22 protein-coding genes are annotated in these 20,124 nt (G+C 66.6%); 17 read left to right on the top strand and 5 right to left on the bottom strand.

What is annotated here, in order from left to right; translation table 11 throughout:
* Nucleotides 1-245 precede the first annotated feature (245 nt).
* From ACX9OW_RS03380 to ACX9OW_RS03400, 5 genes are read left to right on the top strand one after another with little or no spacing between them, the layout of a single operon-like run.
* Nucleotides 246-668, top strand: a complete 423-nt coding sequence (locus ACX9OW_RS03380; RefSeq protein ID WP_180875923.1) for a PAAR domain-containing protein — start codon at nucleotides 246-248, stop codon at nucleotides 666-668.
* Between the two features lie 2 nt (nucleotides 669-670).
* Nucleotides 671-1,123, top strand: coding sequence for a DUF4123 domain-containing protein (locus ACX9OW_RS03385; protein WP_459061930.1), 453 nt, complete (start codon nucleotides 671-673; stop codon nucleotides 1,121-1,123).
* The gene (locus tag ACX9OW_RS03390; RefSeq protein WP_459061931.1) at nucleotides 1,123-1,482 is read left to right on the top strand and encodes a hypothetical protein; all 360 of its coding nucleotides are present in this window, start codon (nucleotides 1,123-1,125) and stop codon (nucleotides 1,480-1,482) included. The genes ACX9OW_RS03385 and ACX9OW_RS03390 overlap by 1 nt, the downstream gene beginning before the upstream one ends.
* On the top strand, nucleotides 1,482-2,183 hold the full coding sequence (locus ACX9OW_RS03395; RefSeq protein ID WP_065181358.1) for a Tox-REase-5 domain-containing protein: 702 nt from the start codon (nucleotides 1,482-1,484) through the stop codon (nucleotides 2,181-2,183). Before ACX9OW_RS03390 ends, ACX9OW_RS03395 begins: the two co-directional genes overlap by 1 nt.
* Before the next feature lies 1 nt (nucleotide 2,184).
* Nucleotides 2,185-2,907 carry a hypothetical protein gene (locus ACX9OW_RS03400; protein WP_459061932.1) on the top strand — a complete coding sequence of 241 codons (723 nt, stop codon included), beginning with the start codon at nucleotides 2,185-2,187 and terminating at the stop codon, nucleotides 2,905-2,907.
* Nucleotides 2,908-2,929: 22 nt separating this feature from the next.
* Here the strand turns inward: ACX9OW_RS03400 and ACX9OW_RS03405 are convergent, their stop codons facing one another.
* From ACX9OW_RS03405 to ACX9OW_RS03415, 3 genes are read right to left on the bottom strand one after another with little or no spacing between them, the layout of a single operon-like run.
* Nucleotides 2,930-3,388 (bottom strand): SRPBCC family protein, encoded by a 459-nt coding sequence (locus ACX9OW_RS03405; RefSeq protein ID WP_074901428.1) that lies wholly within the window; start codon nucleotides 3,386-3,388, stop codon nucleotides 2,930-2,932.
* A gap of 2 nt (nucleotides 3,389-3,390) precedes the next feature.
* Nucleotides 3,391-3,705 carry an ArsR/SmtB family transcription factor gene (locus tag ACX9OW_RS03410; RefSeq protein ID WP_414487916.1) on the bottom strand — a complete coding sequence of 105 codons (315 nt, stop codon included), beginning with the start codon at nucleotides 3,703-3,705 and terminating at the stop codon, nucleotides 3,391-3,393.
* Between the two features lie 33 nt (nucleotides 3,706-3,738).
* Entirely contained in the window at nucleotides 3,739-4,575 is an 837-nt protein-coding gene (locus tag ACX9OW_RS03415; RefSeq protein ID WP_459061933.1) for an oxidoreductase, read from the bottom strand.
* 102 nt (nucleotides 4,576-4,677) lie between these two features.
* Here ACX9OW_RS03415 and ACX9OW_RS03420 point away from each other — a divergent pair, with 102 nt between their 5' ends.
* The 3 genes from ACX9OW_RS03420 (at nucleotide 4,678) to ACX9OW_RS03430 (ending at nucleotide 6,852) form a co-directional block, all read left to right on the top strand.
* Entirely contained in the window at nucleotides 4,678-5,631 is a 954-nt protein-coding gene (locus ACX9OW_RS03420; protein ID WP_459061934.1) for an AraC family transcriptional regulator, read from the top strand.
* Between the two features lie 54 nt (nucleotides 5,632-5,685).
* A complete protein-coding gene (locus ACX9OW_RS03425; protein WP_053517572.1) occupies nucleotides 5,686-6,270 on the top strand; it encodes a TetR/AcrR family transcriptional regulator in 585 nt (194 codons plus the stop codon).
* A 96-nt stretch (nucleotides 6,271-6,366) separates the two neighbouring features.
* Nucleotides 6,367-6,852 (top strand): hypothetical protein, encoded by a 486-nt coding sequence (locus ACX9OW_RS03430; RefSeq protein ID WP_053517571.1) that lies wholly within the window; start codon nucleotides 6,367-6,369, stop codon nucleotides 6,850-6,852.
* Nucleotides 6,853-6,876: 24 nt separating this feature from the next.
* Here ACX9OW_RS03430 and ACX9OW_RS03435 read toward each other — a convergent pair whose 3' ends face one another.
* Both ACX9OW_RS03435 and ACX9OW_RS03440 read right to left on the bottom strand, forming a co-directional pair.
* On the bottom strand, nucleotides 6,877-8,121 hold the full coding sequence (locus ACX9OW_RS03435) for a hypothetical protein (protein ID WP_459061935.1): 1,245 nt from the start codon (nucleotides 8,119-8,121) through the stop codon (nucleotides 6,877-6,879).
* Between the two features lie 86 nt (nucleotides 8,122-8,207).
* Nucleotides 8,208-9,209, bottom strand: a complete 1,002-nt coding sequence (locus ACX9OW_RS03440; RefSeq protein ID WP_277381695.1) for a helix-turn-helix domain-containing protein — start codon at nucleotides 9,207-9,209, stop codon at nucleotides 8,208-8,210.
* Nucleotides 9,210-9,469: 260 nt separating this feature from the next.
* Between ACX9OW_RS03440 and ACX9OW_RS03445 the strand changes: the two genes are divergently transcribed.
* From ACX9OW_RS03445 to ACX9OW_RS03485, 9 genes are all read left to right on the top strand, one after another.
* Entirely contained in the window at nucleotides 9,470-12,046 is a 2,577-nt protein-coding gene (locus ACX9OW_RS03445; protein ID WP_459061936.1) for a TonB-dependent receptor plug domain-containing protein, read from the top strand.
* Nucleotides 12,047-12,098: 52 nt separating this feature from the next.
* Entirely contained in the window at nucleotides 12,099-12,680 is a 582-nt protein-coding gene (gene msuE / locus ACX9OW_RS03450; RefSeq protein ID WP_459061937.1) for an FMN reductase, read from the top strand.
* Between the two features lie 159 nt (nucleotides 12,681-12,839).
* Nucleotides 12,840-13,202 carry a DUF3088 family protein gene (locus ACX9OW_RS03455; protein ID WP_053517565.1) on the top strand — a complete coding sequence of 121 codons (363 nt, stop codon included), beginning with the start codon at nucleotides 12,840-12,842 and terminating at the stop codon, nucleotides 13,200-13,202.
* 14 nt (nucleotides 13,203-13,216) lie between these two features.
* Nucleotides 13,217-14,212 carry an LLM class flavin-dependent oxidoreductase gene (locus tag ACX9OW_RS03460; RefSeq protein ID WP_459061938.1) on the top strand — a complete coding sequence of 332 codons (996 nt, stop codon included), beginning with the start codon at nucleotides 13,217-13,219 and terminating at the stop codon, nucleotides 14,210-14,212.
* Nucleotides 14,213-14,230: 18 nt separating this feature from the next.
* A complete protein-coding gene (locus ACX9OW_RS03465) occupies nucleotides 14,231-15,574 on the top strand; it encodes an LLM class flavin-dependent oxidoreductase (RefSeq protein ID WP_459061939.1) in 1,344 nt (447 codons plus the stop codon).
* Between the two features lie 4 nt (nucleotides 15,575-15,578).
* Entirely contained in the window at nucleotides 15,579-16,793 is a 1,215-nt protein-coding gene (locus tag ACX9OW_RS03470; protein ID WP_053517561.1) for a M20 aminoacylase family protein, read from the top strand.
* On the top strand, nucleotides 16,790-17,350 hold the full coding sequence (locus ACX9OW_RS03475) for a GNAT family N-acetyltransferase (RefSeq protein WP_459061940.1): 561 nt from the start codon (nucleotides 16,790-16,792) through the stop codon (nucleotides 17,348-17,350). The genes ACX9OW_RS03470 and ACX9OW_RS03475 overlap by 4 nt, the downstream gene beginning before the upstream one ends.
* Complete coding sequence (locus ACX9OW_RS03480; RefSeq protein WP_459061941.1) at nucleotides 17,347-19,077, top strand: amino acid ABC transporter permease/ATP-binding protein; 1,731 nt, start codon at nucleotides 17,347-17,349, stop codon at nucleotides 19,075-19,077. Before ACX9OW_RS03475 ends, ACX9OW_RS03480 begins: the two co-directional genes overlap by 4 nt.
* Nucleotides 19,078-19,093: 16 nt before the next feature.
* A complete protein-coding gene (locus ACX9OW_RS03485; protein WP_065175560.1) occupies nucleotides 19,094-20,068 on the top strand; it encodes an ABC transporter substrate-binding protein in 975 nt (324 codons plus the stop codon).
* Nucleotides 20,069-20,124: the final 56 nt, after the last annotated feature.

Consider the following 20,124-nt stretch of genomic DNA (forward strand, 5'->3'; position numbering starts at 1 on the left):
ACGTTTTGGGTCGATCAGGCCGGCTGCTCGCTCATGGTGACGTGTTCGCCCTTCACTGGAGACGCATTCTGCCGCATGTGAGAGGTGGTTGTGTTTACACGATTCCAGAATTCTCCTTGTGGCTCATCCACTTGCGGGATTGCAGGTAGATCGCCGCCGTTTCGCGCCTGGAAGTCCTGTCATCGGCTTCGGTAGCTTCGCGCAGCTGGCTGGAAAGGTCGGTGCCTGCTTCGTGTGGAACTGATATGGGTCGATTGATTGTGGTCGTCGGGGATGCAACCAGTGGCGGAGGGCGCGTTATCACGGGCTCTGCGTTTACTGATATCAACGGGCACGCCGTAGCACGTATGTCCGACCGCGCGACATGCCCCAAGCATCAGGGCATCTTTCCGATCGTGACCGGGGACGATTCCTGGATTGTGGATGGGCAGCCGGTTGCGCGCGACGGCGATCGGCTGGCCTGCGGATGCAGCCTGCTGGCGGGCGCCCAGCAGACGGCCCACATCGCGGCTGCTGGTGCGTTGGCACCTGCCACGTCGGAAGGGGATGCCACGGCTCCCGCGCCACCGCCCGACGAGTTCACGGTGCACTCGACCCCAAAGGAGCCGGTCTGCCGGGAATGCCTTCTGGCGGCGGCAAGGAGCGGTGCCGCTTACCTGCGGAGATGAATATGGAATACGCCATTGTTGACGCCGCTGCGTCCCCGCAGATTGCCAATGTTCTGGGGGGTTATGCCACATCGGGCATTGCGTGGCCGCTCTTTGAACATCAGCCTGAAGCCAGCAGCGCCGATGTTGGGCCTTGGCTGATCCAGTTGAATGGCGATGGATGGGTGCGCCGATGGCTGCTGAATCTTGAGGCGCGTCCGGGACGGGTGTGCTGGGTGACCAGTGACGAGCCGGTTGGCGCCGTCATCGAGCATCTTCAAGCCCGCCTGGACGTACGGCTGTCAGATGGAGGCTTGGCGCTGTTCCGGTTCTGGGATGGACGCGCCTTGTATCGTGTGTGGACCGTCATGACGCGTGAACAGAAGAGAGCGTTCATGGCGCCATTCCTCCGGTGGTCAGTCTGGCTGCAGGGGCAGCAGTGGCAGCTGGATCGCGACGTTGTGGAGAAAAGCTGATGCTGACGTTCAGTGCCAGGCAGGAGGCGTTGCTGCGCTTGCCTGATCTGTTCGATTTCCTCCCCAAGCTTGCTGGCGAGATTCGTCGTGACATGCCCGAACGGGTCCTTGGCATGGGTGACGCCGCACTTCTTGCGGAAACCGATCGCTGTTATGCCTACGCGGCCTACGAGTTGGGCATCACCCACCTTCCGGTGCTCGTTGCCTGGACGAAAACGGATGTCGGCAGTGGTGGTGAGCTTCATCGCAATGCTGAAGTGGATATCGCGATTCGCCACGCGGAGCATCCGAGCACCAAGGCGGCTGATGTGCTCGGCGCCTTGGCCGCCTTGCATCGGTGGCCGAAGGGAGAGGAGTGATGGTTGCGGTTCCTGTTCGTTGGGGCATAGGCAAGCTGGCCGAGAGAGCCGCTGCGGCGGCGGCAGCGGCAGCCGCGGCCACCGCGGCGAACGACGCCGTCAAGGACAAGCCAGACGTCCGAAGTCGAGAAGCAGACTGCTCTGATGTGCCAGACCACAGCGAGTGCAATCAGTGCTTGCTGGGAAATGGGCGAGTGGGGCAGCCGCCGACGCCGAGATACATAACCTTGAGCACACGCATCAACTATGACTACCAGCTACAGATCGCCAACATGTTTGCCGGTCCGGAGCGGTTTGGCTATGTACGCCGAGGCGATAGTGCTGACCAGATCGTGAGCATTGGCGTAGAAGTCGTAAAGGGGTTCTTTGGCAAGGGCGGAGAGTACACCACCCTTGAATGGCTATACGGAGGTACCTCGTTTGATGGCTTCTGGCGAGATCGGTGTACCGTGGTTGAAGCGAAGGCCAACTTTGAAAAATTCTTCGACGAATATGGCCGTGATGCAACGCCATTTACGTTTGCCGTAACTGAGTCCTGGCTCAAAAGTTACAGAGTGCAATCCGCGCTCGTCGCCCCTGCAATGCCTAGAGGGAAGCTTGAGTGGCACTTCATGGACGTCGTCGCTTTCATTGCTGGAATTGAAGCCGGGATTCCAACTGAGAGTGCGCGCCATACCCCTTACGTGCTGGGTGCCATTTGAGATGATCGTTACCTTGACCGTGAAGTTCGTCCCACAGAGGCTGTCTCTCTCAGAGGCATACGCCTATTCGGCTGCATTGATCGAGAATCTTGGAGAGCTCACGCCTGATTTCCGGCAATGGTGGGGCATGCCGAAAGGGCCGAAGGACCATTTCGTGTCATTCGTAGAGCGATCGAGGATCATCGCCCGAATGGAAGCGGACGATGCCGAGTTTCCAGAGCTTCGGCATGCCGGCGCTCCCGGCCTGCTGTTGACGAACGCGGGAGATGAGGCGAGCTGGAGGGCGCGCGGACGGGTTGGGCTGGCGATCTCTCCAAGCTTTGGCTCGATTCGGATCAGCATCAGCGATGTGGAGGTGGTCTTCGAGCGGCCATCGCGCGTGCTGTGGACGATTCTGGATGCGATGTCCAAGCGGCCCGATGTGTGTTTGATACAGACGAACGTGAAACAGCGTGTGGGTGCTGATCTACTGCTTTACAGCCTGCATCGAGCACCGTCTCCCCATCGTGAGTTCCTGGGCTGGATGGGATATGTGGATGAGGCGCTCACCCGTGATCAGGTTCCTGCTGCGGCAAAGCTTGAGCGACGGGGCAACGGAACACTCATCCTCGCCACCGACGTACTCGATCTTGCCGACCCGCATGCCGTGCAACAGGCCAACCAGGTCGAGATGAGCCTGGTGGATCTCGGGCTGCTTCCGGTCATCGACCCGGCGTTGAAGTGACTGCGGCCAGACACCTCACCGGTCAGCTCGGCTTGGCAAACACGTCCAGACCCTTGCCGGTCTCCAGCAACGATTTCAGGCTGGACAGCACGATCGGCCAGCCCTGGCGGATGCCGGTATCCATGCCGCTGCCGGGTTCCAGATCGTCGTGGGTGACGGTCAGCCGCACCATGTCCTGGTAGGGCACGATCTCGAAGGTGACGCGGCTGTAGCTGTCCGGGTTGTCGGCCTGCGAGGCCGCAGCCCAGGTGATGACCAGCCGCGAGGGTGGGGTGCTTTCCACCACTTCGCCGACCAGCTCGACCGAGCGCGTGTCGTTGGCGCGCACATGCTGCCAGCGCGAGCCGGGTTTCCAGTCCGACACGTTCTCGTGGCCCCAGTAACGGCGGGCGATCTCGGGCCGGGTGATGGCCTCGAACACCTTCTGTGGCGTGGAAGCGATGTAGATCACGTGGATGAAGCGGGTGGACGCTGCGGACATCGTCATTCTCCTTCCAGTTCTCGTTTCAGGTCATGCAGCAGGCTCAGGCGCTGCTGCTCGAACTTGCGTACCCAGCGCTCGTAGACGTCATGCAGCGGCACCGGGTTGATGAAGTGCAGCTTCTCGCGGCCACGGCGCACCGTGCTGATGAGGTTGGCGTCTTCCAGCAGGCCCAGGTGCTGGGTGACCGATTGCCGGGCCATGTCCAGGTGTTCGCACAGCTGGCCCAACGCCTGGCCGTTGTCGGCGCAGAGCAGGTCCAGCAACGTCCTGCGCGTGGGGTCGGCCAGGGCCTTGAACACCTTGTCTGCATCCATGGCGGACAGAATAGGCAGGTAAATACCTGCATGTCAACCGCCGTCGGTGGATCGGCTCACGACCTCCCACTGGTCGATGCGGCTGGACATGGCCTGCAGCTTGTCACGCACACGTTGCACGGCATCGCTGCCCAGCAGCAGGTGGCTGGGCGGTGCGTCGCCGTCGATGATCTTCAGCATGGCCTGCGCCGCCTTTTCCGGATCGCCCAGCTGATGGCCGCTCTTGGCCTCGCGCGTACGGCGGATGGGGTCGAACAAGGCGTCGTAATCTTCAATGCTGCGCGGTGCACGCACCATCGAACGGCCGGCCCAGTCGGTGCGGAACGATCCCGGCGCGACGGCCGTGACGTGGATGCCGAACGCGGCCACTTCCTGGCCCAGCACCTCGCTGACGCCCTCCAGTGCGAACTTGCTGCCGCAGTACCAGGCGATGCCGGGCAGGGTGATGAAGCCGCCCATCGAGGTGATGTTGAGGATGTGGCCACGGCGGCGCGCGCGCATATGCGGCAGCACGGCCTTGATGAGCGCGGCGGGGCCGAACACGTTGACCTCGAACTGGTGGCGCAGTTCGTCCAGCGTGGATTCCTCGAGGATGCCTTCGTGGCCATAGCCGGCGTTGTTGACCAGCACGTCGATGGCGCCGATGCCGCTTTCGATGGCATCGACCAGCGCGTCGATGGAGGCGTGGTCGGTGACGTCCAGCAGGCGGCCGAACGCGCGGCCGGGGGCGAGGGATTCAAACGCCTGGCGGGCCGGTTCGTTGCGCACGGTACCGACCACGCGGTGGCCGGCCTGCAGGGCCTGTTCGGCGAGGGCGCGGCCGAAGCCGCTGCTGACGCCGGTGATGAGCAGCAGACGGGAGGGGGACATGGTGATGGCCTCATGGAAAGCGTGCTTGCACAGTAGTGCTTGTGGGGGATGCCCTACAGGCCTAAGCTTCGGCCGATCTTGCCTATTCCTCTGAGGTGTGCGGTGCGGTCTGGCGATGATCCGGTGCAGCAGGATGCGCAGGCGCGCATGGTGGGGCTGCTGCAGGCGTTGGCGCCGGAGGAGGGCTACACGCTCACCGCCGTGCCGGGCGTACGCCTGCTGCGCTCGAACCGGCCGCTGGCGCGCACGCCGGTGCTGTACGACCCGGGCATCGTGATCGTCTGCCAGGGCGTCAAGCGCGGCTACCTGGGCGGGCAGGTCTACCAGTACGACGCGCAGCACTACCTGGCGGTGTCGGTGCCGGTGCCGTTCACCATGGAAACCGACGCGTTGGCGGAGGCGCCGTTGCTGGCGATCTACCTGCACCTGGACCTGCAACTGGCGGCGGAGCTGTTGCTTGCGCTGGACGCGCATGAGGCGCCGGGGCAGACACACGCGCGCAGCATGATGGCCAGCCCGATGGACCCGCCGATGCAGGCCACGGTGATACGGCTGCTGCATGCGCTGGGCGACACGCGGGAAGCGGCGGTGCTGGGCCCGGCGCTGGTGCGCGAGGTGTACTTCCGCGTGCTGACCGGCGCGCAGGGCGCTGCGATGCGTGAGGCGCTGGCCATGCGCGGCCGTTTCGGCAGCATCGGCCGGGCGTTGCGGCAGATCCATGCGGCCTATGCCACGGCGCTGGACGTGGCACACCTGGCGGCGGAGGCGGGGATGAGCGTGGCGACCTTCCACGATCACTTCCGTGACGTCACCGGCACTTCGCCCATGCAGTACGTGAAGTCCACGCGCCTGCACCAGGCGCGGTTGCTGATGCTGCGCCAGGGGATGACCGCCGAAGCGGCGTCGCTGGCGGTGGGGTATGCCAGCCCGTCGCAGTTCAACCGGGAGTTCAAGCGTCTGTTCGGCCTGCCGCCGGCGGCGGAAGTGGCGCGGATGCGGCGCAGCTTCGCGGTGCCGCCCGCGCCAGCCGGTGCGCTGTATGTGTCTTCCCACTGAACGGCGCGGGTCGGCCCGTTGACAGGCCTATCTACCTACTAGTAGGTTTTCGCCATGAAAGAGTCGCTGTCCCCGAAGGCGCTGGAGATTCTGGCGCAGGCCCGTTCCCTGCTGGAAGCCGGTGGTTACAACGGTTTCAGCTACGCGGACGTGTCCGCGCGGGTGAACATCAGCAAGGCCAGCATCCATCACCACTTCCCCAGCAAGGCCGATCTGGTGCGCACGGTGGTGGTGCTGTACCGGGCCGAGGCGCGCGAGGGACTGGCACTGCTGGACCGGCAGCTGGGTGATCCGCTGCTGGAGCTCAACGCCTATGTCGATTACTGGTCCAGCTGCATTGCCGGCGGAACGGCGTCGTTCTGCATCTGCGCGATGCTGGCCGCGGAAGCACCGATGATCCCGGTGGAGATTGCCGAGGAGGTGCGCGGCCACTTCGAGGACCTGACCGAGTGGTTGACCCGTACCCTGCTGAAGGGCGCTGCGCAGGGGCAGCTGCGCCTGCAGGGCCCGGCGGGCGACGAAGCCAAGGCGTTCATGGCGTCCGTGCACGGTGCGATGCTGGCGGCGCGGGGGTTTGGCGATGCGGCGACCTTCGCGGCCCTGGCGCGGCTGGCGATCGCGCGGGTGAGCGCTGCCTGAGAACTGTATGCGGAAGGCCTGCGGCAACGCGGGTCTTCTTTTTGCCCACCATGCCTACCTACTAGTAGGTTTGTTTAATCCCAACGGAGCACTCCCATGCCACACCCGCTGTCCGCCCTCGGCGTCATCCACACTGCCGTCAGCCTGCTTCCCATCGTGGCCGGTCTCTATGGCTTCGTCCGCCACCGCGCCATCGATCCGGCCACGCGTGCCGGCAAGCTCTACCTGCTGGGCCTGGTGTTGTCGGTGGCAACCTCGTTCACCGTGTCCAGCACGGGCGGACTCAATCCCGGCCACGCCTTTGGCGTGATCGTGCTGCTGGTTGCTTTCGGCGGCGTGCTAGCCGCGCGCCTGCGCTTCCTGGGGCGGGCGGCGCGGTATCTGTCCACCTTCGCGTTGTCGTTCAGTTTCCTGCTGTCGCTGGTGCCGGGCGTGAATGAAACGCTGACCCGCATCCCGGTGGCACATCCGATTGCGGCCGCGCCGATGGCTCCGGTCGTGCTGCAGACCTTGCTGGGGTGTTTCGTGGTGTTCGTGCTCGGTTTCATCGCACAGTGCTGGCGGATGCGTGGCCGCCGCTGAGAACAGGCGCTGCGGCGACGCTGCTCAGTCTGCCAGCGGCGGCGGCGCGTCTTCGCCATAGGTGGCGTAGGCGCTGCCGCAGGTGGCCACCGCAGCGGCCGCCGCGGGCAGGCCGGTAGCGCGGATGCCGCGCCGCGTATCGCGGTCGAATATTTCCGCGTAGCGTTCGGCGGCCAGCGCGTCATCGGGCAGCACATACAGCAGCACGCGCTGCAGGGTTGACTGGCCCTCCAGGGGCTGCGGCGTGCGGAACGCCGGTACCTGCACGCGGGCGCTGTGCCAGCGCATCGGCTCGCTGCTGGTCTGCCAGCGGACCTGCAAGGGCTGATCGAGCGGAAGCAGAGCGGCGCCCTCCGGGTAGCCGTACGCGGTGCAGTCCGCGGGCGGCGTCCGGATGCTGGCGATGGCGCCGTCTCCGATGTCCAGTGCGATGCCATTGACCTCCATCCGCACGATGGGCGCGCCGCCGTAGTTGTGGATCTTGAACAGCACCATGCCTTCGAAGCGGCTGCGCTCCAGATCATCTGCGGTAGCGCCGCTGAGGCGTGCGAGCGCGGGCGCGACCTCCACATGATCGCGGTAGTGGTAATAGAGGTGCACCAGTTCCGGCGTGCCCGGGCGCCTCCATGCCGCGTTGAAGGGCGCAAGGTCTGGATAGGGGCGGCGCAGCAGGGGCACGTCGGTGACGGCACGATCTCCGGAGGGCGTGGCGTAGCGGTAGTGGTCCACCGAGCGCTTCAGGCGCCCGTCTTCATACGGGAATGCCCTGTCTGCATCGGACTGCGCGTTGGGGTAGCGGTGGAAGGTGATGAAACGTTCGGGCGTGTCGCCCTGCATGGGCAGGTCCGGGCCAGCGCCGGAGCCGGTGGATGCATACGGCGAGGTTTCCAGCCACAGCGGTTGCCCGCTGAGATTGACGTGCAGTTCCGCGATGGCGGCACGCGAGCCGCCGGCGAGGCTGTCCCAGGTGTTCTGCAGGGAGTGCCACAGCGGAACGATGAGCATGGCTGCGGCGGTGGGCACGAACATCACAGCGTGCACGCGGCCGGGCACCTGGCCACGGTCCCGTACCATGTAGCGCAGCCACGCCAGCGCAAGCACCAGCAGCAACGGTACGCCCACCCAGATCGCCAGGGTGGCCAGCGCCACAACGCCCCAACCCAGATTGGGGGTGGCCACGGCGATGAGCGAAAGGGTGGCGATGAACGCCGCCAGCACCAGCGACACGCCTATCCCGAAGCGGTAGTTCCTGTAAGGGCGGTCAGTCATCACCGTTCCATCGGCCTGCGGGACATGGCGATATCTTGCCGGTCCGGTGGCGGAGTGGAAAGGCGGACGTTGCCGCAGGCCTACCCTCAGCAGCCCACCAGTCGATCGGCTTCGATGCCCTGCCGATGCAGGCTGCGGTACTCGGTGGGGCTGGCATCGACCAGTCCGCGGAAATGGCGGCGGAATGATTCCTGTGAGCCGAAACCGGCCTGCTCGGCGACCCAGTGCAGGGGGCGGTCGGTGGTTTCCAGCAGCTCGCGGGCGAAAGCCACCCGCTCGCGGATCAGCCAGTCGATGGGTGACAGGCCGGTGGCGTCGAGGAACTGCCGTTGCAGGGTGCGTTGGCTCAACGCGGCCTGTTCGGCGAGGCTGCCCAGCGAGTGCGGTTCGCGCAGGTTGCGCCGCATCCATTCCATCAGCTTGGCCAGGCGCGTCGGCTCGCCGCTGGGAATGGCGCGGCTGACGCGCTGGCTGCGGCCGGCATCACGCCAGGGCGCCAGCACCAGGCGCTCGGCAACGAGGTTGGCCACGCGTGCGCCGTAATCCTTGCGCACCATGTGCAGCATCATGTCCATGCCGGTGGCCGAACCGGCCGAGGTGATGATGCTGCCGGCGTCGACGTAGAGCACGTCGTCGCGCACGCCGATGCGGGGGAACTGCTGCGCAAGCGTTTCGGTGAGCCGCCAGTGGGTGGTGGCCTGGCGGCCATCGAGCAGGCCGGCCCAGGCCAGCACGAAGGCGCCCGAGCAGATCGAGGCGATGCGGGCGCCGCGCGCGTGGGCGCGGACGAGCGCATCAAGCAACGCCTGCGGCGGGCGTTCACTGGGTTCGCGCCAACCGGGAATGACGATGATGTCCGCATCGTCCACCGCGTTGAGATCATGCGGCAACTGCACCTGCGTATTGCCGAGCATGCGCAGTGCACCGGGTTCGCCCGCGCACAGCTGCGTGCGGTACCACGCCACGCCCAGTTCCGGACGCACCGGTGCGAACAGGCCCACCGCACAACCGAACTCGAACAAGCCCTGGCCGTGGCAGGCCACGATGGCGACGGTCGGCGCGGTGGAATCGGCAGCGTGGATGGGCATGGCCTGATGCTACCGGTGATGGTGCATGCCGCCGCGTGGCATGCGGTCATGAGGTGATGCCTGCGGGATATATGGCGGCTGGGGTCGGATCCGTTTCCTTCGAAAGGGATCCGACCCCATGCAAGTGCGCTGCCTAACGTCATTACCAGCGGTCATGTGGGTGGCCGGATGTTACGGCTGGGTGACGCGATCACGCCTGTCGTGGCGGGTGAACAGGCCCTTGAATGGAAGCGTGTTTCCGGCCCACCCCACGAGCCCCCATGCCTGCCGCCTACGCCCCCGTCCTGAGTCCTCTTGCTGTGTTGATCGCCGCCGCCCTGGTAGCGGCCCCCGTGCATGCGGCAGACGCCGATGCGCAGCCGGCAACCACAGCGGCCGCCGCCAACGTCGCTGCATCCACCCTGGACGCAGTGGTGGTGACCGGCTCGCGCACCAGCACGCGCACGGTCAAGAACAGCTCCACGCCCATCGACGTGATCTCCGCCGAGGATCTTGCTGCGACCGGGCAGGCCAACCTGCTCGAAGCGCTGCAGCGCAGCCTGCCGTCGCTGAGCCAGATCGGTGGCTACCAGAGCGACCAGGAGAGCCTGATCCGCGGCTATCAGCTGCGCAATCTTTCACCGGGCTACACGCTGGTGCTGGTCAACGGCAAGCGCCGCAACGCCAGTGCCTATGTGAGCGGTGCCAACGGCGGCGGCTTTCCTGGCCACGCCTGGGCGGATCTGGCGCTGATTCCGGTGTCGGCCATCGACCACGTGGAAGTGCTGCGCGATGGTGCCTCCGCCATCTACGGCTCGGACGCGATCACCGGTGTGGTCAACGTCATCCTGAAATCGCAGGCACAGGGCGGCGAGGTGTCGGTGGAGAGCGGGCAGAGCATCGATGGCGATGGCACCCGTACCAGCGTGCGCGCCAACGTCGGCCTGCCCTGGGGTGAGGACGGCTTCGTCAACCTCTCGGGTGAGACCACGCGCCAGCACCACGCGATCCGGACGCGACGCTACATCGATGGCTATCTGAGCTATCCGGCGATCGATGCCAATGGCAACCGGGTCGCGCTGCGGCCGAACAACCGCCTGCCGGCCGGTGCGACGCCGGACCCTGCCGAGGTCACGCGCGATGCTGAAGCCAACACCATCCTCAGCTCACCGTCGTATGCGCTGAAGGCGTTTGCGGTGAACGTGGGCCATGGCCTGGGTGAGAGCGCGCAGTTCTACGCCAACGCCACTGCCAGTGACCGCACCGCGCAGGCGATCCAGAACTTCCGCCTGCCGGCCACGATCTTCACCACGTACCGGACACCGGGAGTGCTGAGCGTGTTTCCCGACGGCTTCCTGCCGGTGCTGGAGACCAAGGAGAAGCAGTACACCGGCACCGCCGGCGTGAAGGGCCAGCTGGCCGGCTGGGACTACGACGCCAGCCTGACCGGCAACCGCAGCACGGTGCGCACCTATACCCGCAACTCGGTGAACTACTCGCTGCCGTACCCGGGCTCGCCCACCGACTTCTATGACGGCAAGCTGGATTACCAGCAGGGCATTGCCAACCTGGACCTGCGCCGGGGCTTTGACGTGGCGGCCTTTGCCTCACCCCTGGAAGTGAGTGCCGGTGCCGAGTACCAGCACGAGCGCTACGAGCGCGGGGCAGGGCAGTGGGAGTCGTACACCGGATTCGGTGCCGCTGCGTTTGTCGGCTACTCCACCGCCGACGCGGTGAAAGCCACGCGCAACAGCAAGGCGGTGTACGTGGGGGCGGCGACCAACGTCACCTCGCGCTGGTACCTGGATGCGGCCGCGCGCTGGGAAGACCATTCGGACTTCGGCAGTGTCTCGACCGGACGCTTGACCAGCCGCTTCGACATCACCGACGCACTGGGCGTGCGTGCGACGGTCAGCAACGGCTTCCACGCGCCAAGCCTAGGCGCGCAGTTCTACCAGGCCACGGGCAGCTGCCCGTGCGGTACGACGCTGGTGGCGCAGGTGTCCTCGCCCGCTGCGGTGGCACTGGGTGCCACCCCGCTGAAACCGGAGAAGGCCACCAACTACAGCATCGGCGTGACCTGGGACCCGAGCCCGGCCTTCCACCTGGCCGTGGATGCCTACCAGATCGACATCCGCGGCCAGCTCGGCCAGTCCAGCCAGATCGGCTACAACGCGCAGGATCCGGCGCGCATCACCGACAACAGCGGCACCGTATTGACCTCCGCGCAGAAGAACACGATCGATGCGCTGCTGGGTTCGGCCGGCATCAGCATCCTGCCGGGCGACGCGTTCTATGCCAGCTACTTCACCAACGTGGGCGACACCCGCACGCGCGGCGTGGAGCTGACGCTGGAGGCGAACCAGGACACATCGTGGGGCAAGCTGCGCTGGAGCTATGCCGCCAACGTCGGACGCACCACGATCCGCAGCGTCAGCGCCATTCCTGCGGCGCTGCAGGGGCTGCCCAACATCAACCTGCTGACGAAGTCCGGCGAGTACGCATTGCGCTTCCGTACGCCCAGCTACACCCAGGTGGCCGGACTGGGTTGGCAGAACGGACGCTGGCGCTCGAATGTGGACGTTACCTACTACGGGTCGATCAAGCGCCTCAACAACGGCGTGGAATACAGGCAGCCACCGGTGCTGGTGACCAACCTGTCCGGCGGTGTGGAGCTGGGCGCGGGCTGGAGTGCGGCGCTGGGCATCAACAACGTGTTCGACAAGCGCACCCGCAAGGTGCCGGAGTACGCGCGCAGCGCCACCGACGTGGCCAGCATCGAGACCACCTGGGACAGCGGTGACGTGCTCAGCAGGATCGGCGCGTTCTGGTACGGGCGGGTCAATTACCGGTTCTGAGGTTCAGGCATGGCGTCGCCGGGCAGCGTCCGGCGTTACCGAGGAGAGTGGCATGTCATCTGGGTTGAAGATTGTTGCGTTTATCGGTTCGCCAACGGCATCGGTGAATTCGCGCACGCTGTTGCTGGTACGGCACCTGCTGGAGGCGCTGCAGCAGCGCCTGCATGCCAGCGTGACACTGGTGGAGCTGGCGCCGATTGCACGCGCGCTGGGGCAGACGCTGTCGCGCAGCGAGGCCGAGCCCGCGGTGGAACAGGCGCTGGCCACCCTCGAGGATGCCGAGCTGCTGGTGGTGGCCGCACCGGTCCATCGTGGCTCGTACCCGGGATTGTTCAAGCACCTGGTGGACTTCATCGACCTCGAGGCGCTGGTGGATACCCCTGTGCTGCTGGCAGCCACCGGGGGCAGCGAGCGGCATGCGCTGGTGATCGACCATCAGCTGCGACCGTTGTTCAGCTTCCTGCAGGCGCATACGTTGCCCATCGGCGTGTACGCCACACCAGCCGATTTCGATGGCGAGCAGATCAACAGCGCGGCGTTGCAGGCGCGCATCCAGTTGGCTGCCGAGCGCGCTGCCGGGCATCTGCTGCCGCATGCCGCCAGCGGGCCGGCGCCCCTGCGCCGCATCGCCTGAGCTGCCCATAACGGCCAGCAGTCTGCTTATTGCCAACCTGCATCTGCGTGGCCGGATCCGACCGGCGATTGTCGCCAGCAGGTACGGGCGCGGCGCACAGCTTCTCTAGCATCGATAGCGAAACGGCACTTCATTGCCGGCCCAGACGAGGACGAACCCGTGGCTGCAGCTGCCTCCCCCAAACCCATCCTGTTCCTGCTTGATCGCGAGTTCGTCGACGGCCAGTTGCCGGGCCAGCGCTTCTTCTGCCGGCACAGCCTGCTGCTGGAAGGCGCGCTGTCCAGCATCGACGGCCTGGATGCACAGCTGGACGTGCGCCGCATCGGCTTCGCGCGGCCACGCCGCGAGGTGATCGCGGCGGTGGGCGAGCAGGACCAGTCGCTGCCGAAGCTGGTGCTGCCGCAGGGCGTGCGCAGCGAACACGCCAACGGTGCCTACCAGGACCGGCAGTACGTGACCGGTGCCGAGCCGATCCTGGCCGCACTCAATGGCCTGCTTGGCATTCCTGTGGCCCACCCCTGAGCGAGGACGCGGACATGAGCTACCTCATCAGCGTGCTGGACAAGAGCCCGGTGGCCGAAGGCGCAGGCGCCGAGCAGGCGCTGCGCAACAGCCTGCAGCTGGCCCAGCATGCCGAACAGCTGGGCTACCACCGCTACTGGTTTGCCGAGCATCACGCCGCACCGACTCTGGCCAGTCCGGCGCCGGAGGTGCTGGCGGCATGGGTGCTGGCACAGACCCGGCGCATCCGCATCGGCAGCGGTGGCGTGATGCTGCGCCACTATGCGCCGTACAAGGTGGCCGAGAATTTCAACCTGCTGGCGGCGCTGGCGCCCGGACGCGTCGACCTGGGGGTGGGCAAGGCACCCGGTGGCCTGCCGGCGTCCACCGCAGCGCTGGCCGCGGGGCGACCGGCCTTCGCCGATTTCGATCAGCAGCTGCGCGATCTGGAAGGATTCCTGTCCGGCTCGCTGGCCGAAGATCATGCGCATGCCAATGCGCAGGCGCGGCCGGTGCCGCAGGTGGCGGCCGAGCGTTTCCTGCTGGGCGCCAGCCCGCAGAGCGCACGGCAGGCGGCGGAGCTGGGCTGGCGCTTCGTCTATGCCGCCCATTTCGACGGCGACCCGAAGCACATCGAAGCGGCGTTCGAGGCCTATCGCGCCGTATCCACGCAGCCGCCGTTGCTGGCCACCGTCGCTTTCGCGGCGCCCACCAGCGAGGCGGCGGCGCGCCATGTCGGCGCATTGCGTGTCTACAAGCTGCACCTCGGCCCGGGGCAGACGGTGAACCTGCCCAGCCCGGACGCCGCGGCCGAGTATGCCCGCCAGGTGGGCGTGACCGACTTCCGTATCGAAGAGACGCGGCCCAGCGTGCTGTCGGGCGACGCGCAGCAGGTGCGCGGGGAACTGGACGCACTGCACCGCCGCTTCGGCGTGGGCGAATTCATCCTCGATGCGCCGGTGGCCGACCTCGACGCACGCCTGGCATCCCTTGAACTGCTGTCGCCCGCGCCACGCGCGGCGGTGGCCTGACCTGCAGGAGCGATACCCATGAGCAAGACACCGCGCCCCATCCCGTTCGGCATCATGCTGCAGGGACCGGGCAGCCACATGCATGCGTGGAAGCATCCGTCCAACCCGGCCGATGCCAGCGTCAACCTGGACTTCTACATCGACATCGCGCGCACGGCCGAAGACAACGGCATCGCCTTCGGCTTCGTTGCCGATGGGCTGTACATCAACGAGAAATCGACCCCGCACTTCCTCAACCGCTTCGAGCCGATCTCGCTGTTGTCCGCGCTGGCCACGGCGACGAAGAAGATCGGCCTGGCCGGCACGCTGTCCACCTCCTACAGCGATCCGTTCACCGTGGCCCGGCAGTTCGCCTCGCTGGACCTGATCAGCGGTGGGCGCGCCGGCTGGAACGTGGTGACCTCGCCGCTGGAAGGATCGGGCCGCAACTACGGCCGCCCGCATCCGGAACATGCGCTGCGCTACCAGATCGCCGACGAATACCTGGAGGTGGTGCAGGGCCTGTGGGATTCATGGGACGACGATGCCTTCATCCGCGACCGCGAACAGGGCACCTTCTTCGCCGCCGACAAGTTCCGCCGCCTCGACCACAAGGGCCGCTTCTTCCAGGTCGAAGGCCCACTGAACATCCAGCGCTCGGCGCAGGGCCAGCCGGTGATCTTCCAGGCGGGCTCGTCCGACGACGGCATCGCGCTGGCCGGCAAGTATGCCGATGCGGTATTCACCCACTCGCCCTCGCTGGAAGAAACCCGTGCCTTCACCCAGAAGGTGAAGAATTCGGCCATCGCCCACGGGCGCAGCGGCAATGACGTGAAGATCTTTCCGGGCATCGGGCCGATTGTCGGCCACACCGCCGAGGAGGCCGAAGCCAAGTACCAGGCGATTGCCGCACTCGCAGGCCTGGACGATGCGCTGGCCTACCTCGGGCGCTTCTTCGACCATCACGATTTCACCCAGTACGATCCCGACGCGCCGTTCCCCGAGCTGGGCGAGATCGGCAGCAATTCGTTCCGCTCCACCACCGATCGCATCAAGCAGGACGCCCGCGAGCAGGGCTTGAGCCTGCGCCAAGTCGCGTTGCAGGCGGTGAGCCCGCGGCCCAACTTCATCGGTACACCCGAGCACGTGGCCGACGAGTTGATCCGCTGGTTCGAGGCGGGCGCCAGCGATGGCTTCATTCTCGGGTTTGCGGCGCAGCGCGAGGGGCTGGACGATTTCGTGACCCTGGTACTGCCGATCCTGCAGGCGCGCGGGTATCACCAGCGCGAGCTGGAAGGGAAGACGCTGCGCGACCACCTGGGCCTGCCCTACAAGGCCAGCCGTCATTCGACGGCCGCCGAACCGGCGCGGAAGGTGGGGTGAGGCGATGAACGTACTGCGCCGGGCATCGTTGACTGTGGCGCCCACCGGGCCGACGGGCGTGCTGCCTGAAATAGCCGCACGCGCCGATGAGGCCATCGCCATCCGCCACGACCTGCATCGACACCCGGAGCTCGCCTTCGAGGAGCATCGCACCAGCGCACGCGTAGCCGAACTCCTGCAGCAGTGGGGCTATACGGTGACCACGGGCGTCGGTGGAACCGGTGTGGTCGGAACGCTGCAGCGGGGTCAGGGCAGCCGCCGGCTCGGGCTGCGCGCCGACATCGATGCGCTGCCGATCCAGGAGGCGTCCGGGCTGCCCTATGCCAGCCAGAACGAAGGACGGATGCACGCCTGCGGTCATGATGGCCACACTGCGATCCTGCTGTCGGCGGCGCATTACCTGGCCCGGCACGGGCGCATCGATGGCACCCTGCAACTGGTGTTCCAGCCGGCGGAAGAAACCGGCTCCGGTGCGTCAAGGATGCTCGCCGACGGTCTGTTCGAGCGCTTTCCGGTGGATGCGATCTACGGACTGCACAACTGGCCGGGTGTGCCGGTGGGGCACTTCGGCTTTGTCGACGGACCGGCGATGGCATCGGTCGACTGGGCACGGTTGAGGGTGATCGGCAAGGGCGGGCATGGTGCGGAGCCACAGGGAAGCGTGGATCCGATCCTCGCCGCCGCGCACATCGTCACCGCACTGCAGAGTGTGGTGTCGCGCAACGTGGACCCGCGGCAGATGGGCGTGGTGACGGTCGGTTCGATCCACGGTGGGCAGGCGGCCAACGTGATTCCCGACGTGGTGGAGCTGACGCTGACCGTACGCGCCTATCTGCCCGACGTTCGCGACACGCTGCGCCGTCGCGTGACCGAGCTTGCCGAGCAGACCGCCGCCGCGTTCGGGGCGCGCGCCGAGATCGAGTTCCCGCGTGGCTTCCCGAGCGTGATCAACCATCCGCAGCAGACCGCTTATATCCGTGAGGTGGCGCTGCAGGGATTCGGCGCAGGGCAGGTGCTGGATGCCTTCGCGCCGCGCACCGCCAGCGAGGACTTCGCCTTCCTGCTGCAGGCCCGGCCCGGAAGCTTCGTGTTCGTCGGCAACGGTGACAGTGCGCCGCTGCACAGCCCGCGCTACGTGTTCAACGATGCGGCCATCGCCCCTGCCGCCAGCCTCTGGGCGCGGCTGGCCGAACACTATCTGGTGGAGGACGCAGCATGAGTACGGCACCGTTCGAGGAGCGCTTCCTCTACACCTCGGTGGACGATCCACTGGCGCGGCCGCTGTTCGATGGGCTCGAACAGGAGTACGACAGTCGCTACGCCGATGTGCGGCGACGCATCGGTGGCAGTGCGCGCGAGGAGTTGCAACGCTACCCGGCGCAGGCATTCGCTGCGCCGGTGGGAGCATTCGTGCTGCTGCTGCGTGAGGGCGTGGCCATTTCCGGCGGCGCGTTCATGCCTCACCGCGACCCGGATACGGCCGAGTTCAAGCGCATCTGGACACTGCCTGGCCTGCGCCGCCAGGGCATCGCCCGGCGGGTGCTGCAGGAGCTTGAAGACCAGGCCGCACGCCAGGGCTATCGCCGCGTGTACCTGACCACCGGCTTCCGCCAGCCTGAGGCGGTCGGCCTGTACCTGAGCCATGGCTACACCGCACTGTTCGATCTGTCTGCCGACCCGGAATCGATCGCCCATCTGCCGTTCGAGAAGCAGCTGCGGGCACCGGCGCGTCCGCCGGCATCAAGCACTGCCGCCGCGCAGGGAGTCCACGCATGAGTACGCCGTCCACCGCGATCGAGGGTCTGGCCGCGCGTCCGGCACCGGCATTGAAGATCGTGCCGGCGCGGCATCCGCTGCAGGTGTTCGGCACGGTCCTGGCGCTGGCGTTGATCCTGATCGGACTGCAGTCGGTACTCGGCAATCCACGTTGGGGCTGGGGCACCTTCGCCGAGTGGTTCTTCGCCCGCCCGGTGCTGGAAGGGCTGGGTCGCACGCTGTTGCTGACCGCGCTCGGCACCGGCCTGGGCTTCGCGCTGGGCACGCTGCTGGCGCTGGCACGGGTATCCGGCTCGCCGTTGCTGTCGGCGGTATCGTGGGGCTACGTCTGGTTGTTCCGTTCGATTCCACTGCTGGTGCTGTTGCTGCTGCTGAACAATCTGGGCTATCTGTACAGCACGATCGAACTGGGCATTCCGTTCACCGGCATCAGCCTGTTCTCGTATCCCACCACCCAGCTGATCGGTGTGTTCACGGCTGCGGTGCTGGGCCTGACACTGAACCAGGCGGCGTTCTCGGCCGAGGTGATCCGCGGTGGCATCCTCTCGGTCGATCACGGCCAGTATGAAGCAGCGGCCGCGCTGGGCCTGCCGCGCGGCCGCCAGGTGCGGCGCATCATCCTGCCGCAGGCGATGCGCTCGATCCTGCCGGCCGCCTTCAACGATGTGATCGGCCTGGCCAAGAGCACGTCGGTGGTCTACGTGCTGGCGTTGCCGGAGCTGTTCTACACCGTGCAGGTGATCTACCGCCGCAACCTGGAGGTGGTGCCACTGCTGATGGTGGCCACGGTCTGGTACCTGGTGATCCTGACCGTGCTGTCGCTGCTGCAGCGGCGCGTGGAGCAGCGCTTCGCGCGTGGCCAGCTGCAGCGTGAGCGCAGCGTGTCGCGGGTATCCTCGCCCGCGCCGCGTGCGGCATCGCCGGTTCCGGTGCGGCCGCGCATCGCGAGCGCGGCCGAGGCCGGACAGGGAGCGCCGATATCGCTGCACGGTGTCGGCAAGGCGTTCGACGGGCAGCCGGTACTGGAGGACATCACCCTGGAACTGCGCGGCGGCAGCGTAACGGTGCTGATCGGCCCGTCCGGTGCCGGCAAGTCGACTCTGCTGCGGCTAATCAACCACCTGGAGCGCGCCGACACCGGCTTCGTCAGCGTCGGTGGCCAGCTGATCGGCTATCGCCGTGACGGCGACACCCTGTACGAGCTGCCGGAGCGCGAGATACGCCGCCGTCGTGCCGAGGTCGGCATGGTGTTCCAGGGCTTCAACCTGTTCCCGCACCTGACCGCGCTGGAGAACATCATCGAGGCGCCGATCGCGGTGCGCGGTGTGCCGCGTACGCAGGCCGAACAGCAGGCGCGCGTGCTGCTGGAGCGCGTCGGTCTGGCGGACAGGGCCGATGCGTTCCCGCGCCAGCTGTCAGGTGGCCAGCAGCAGCGCATCGCCATCGCCCGTGCACTGGCCCTGCAGCCGAAGGTGCTGCTGTTCGATGAGCCGACGTCGGCGCTGGACCCGGAACTGGTGGCCGAAGTGCTCAGCGTAATCGAAGAGCTCGCCCGTTCCGGCACCACGCTGGTGATCGTCACCCACGAACTCGGCTTCGCCCGCCGCGTTGCCGACCACGTGGTGATGATGGACCAGGGCCGGGTGATCGAGCAGGGCACGCCCGAGGCCATATTTGAACACCCGCGCCAGCAGCGCACCGCCGATTTTCTCGCCAAGACCCTCTGATCCGGATGTGACCCCCATGAGTCCTGCAACGTCTCGTCGTCCCTCGCGCAGCACCCTGCTGGTCATCGCTGTGCTGGTCATCGGCATTGCCGGCATCGTCTATTCACGGGCACGGCAGGCCCCGGAGGCCGTGCCCGCAGCGACCAGCAGCCTGGCCGGTGCCGGCGCGCCAGCGCTGCGGGGGACCGTGGATCCGAAAGCGCAGGCGCTGGTTCCGGCGGACTTCCGCTTCGTGACGCCGGGCACGTTGACGGTCGCGACGCATCCCGGTCAGTTGCCGCTGGCCGACTATGGCGCCGACAGCAAGGAAGTGATCGGCATCGAGCCGGACATCGCACGGCTGGTGGCCGATGCGCTGGGCCTGAAGCTGGTGGTGGTGCCGGTCGCCTGGGCCGACTGGCCGCTGGGACTGGAGTCGGGCAAGTACGACGCAGTGCTGTCCAACGTAACCGTGACCGAAGAGCGCAAGAAGAAGTTCGACTTCTCCAGCTACCGTTATGACCTGCTCGGCATCTATACGCGCACCGACGGGCCCATCCAGAAGATCGAGAAGCCGGCCGATGTCGCTGGCCTGAAGGTGGTGGTCGGTGCCAGCACCAACCAGGACCAGATCCTGCGGCAGTGGGATGCACAGAACATCGCGGCCGGGCTGGAGCCGGTGCAATACCAGTACTTCGATGATTCGGTGGTCGGCCGCCTGGCCGTGATCACCGGCCGAGCCGATGTGTCGTTCGAACCCAACGCCACCGGCGCGTACTCCGCGCGCGATGGCAAGGTGCGGCGCGTTGGCCTGTTTCCGGGCGGTTGGCCTAACGCTGCTGCGATCTCGGTCACCACGCGGAAGGGCAGCGGCCTGGCCGATGCGGTGACCCAGGCGCTCAATACCCAGATCGGCAGCGGCACCTACGCACAGGCACTGGCGCGCTGGAACGTGACCGAGGAAGCCGTGCCGCAGTCGCAGACCAACCCGCCGGGCTTGCCGGATCTCTGACGCCGGGCATGCCCCGGCACCAAGGCTGCTTCTATAGAGACGAACCATGCTCGGCC

Source organism: Stenotrophomonas genospecies 5 (assembly GCF_054473825.1).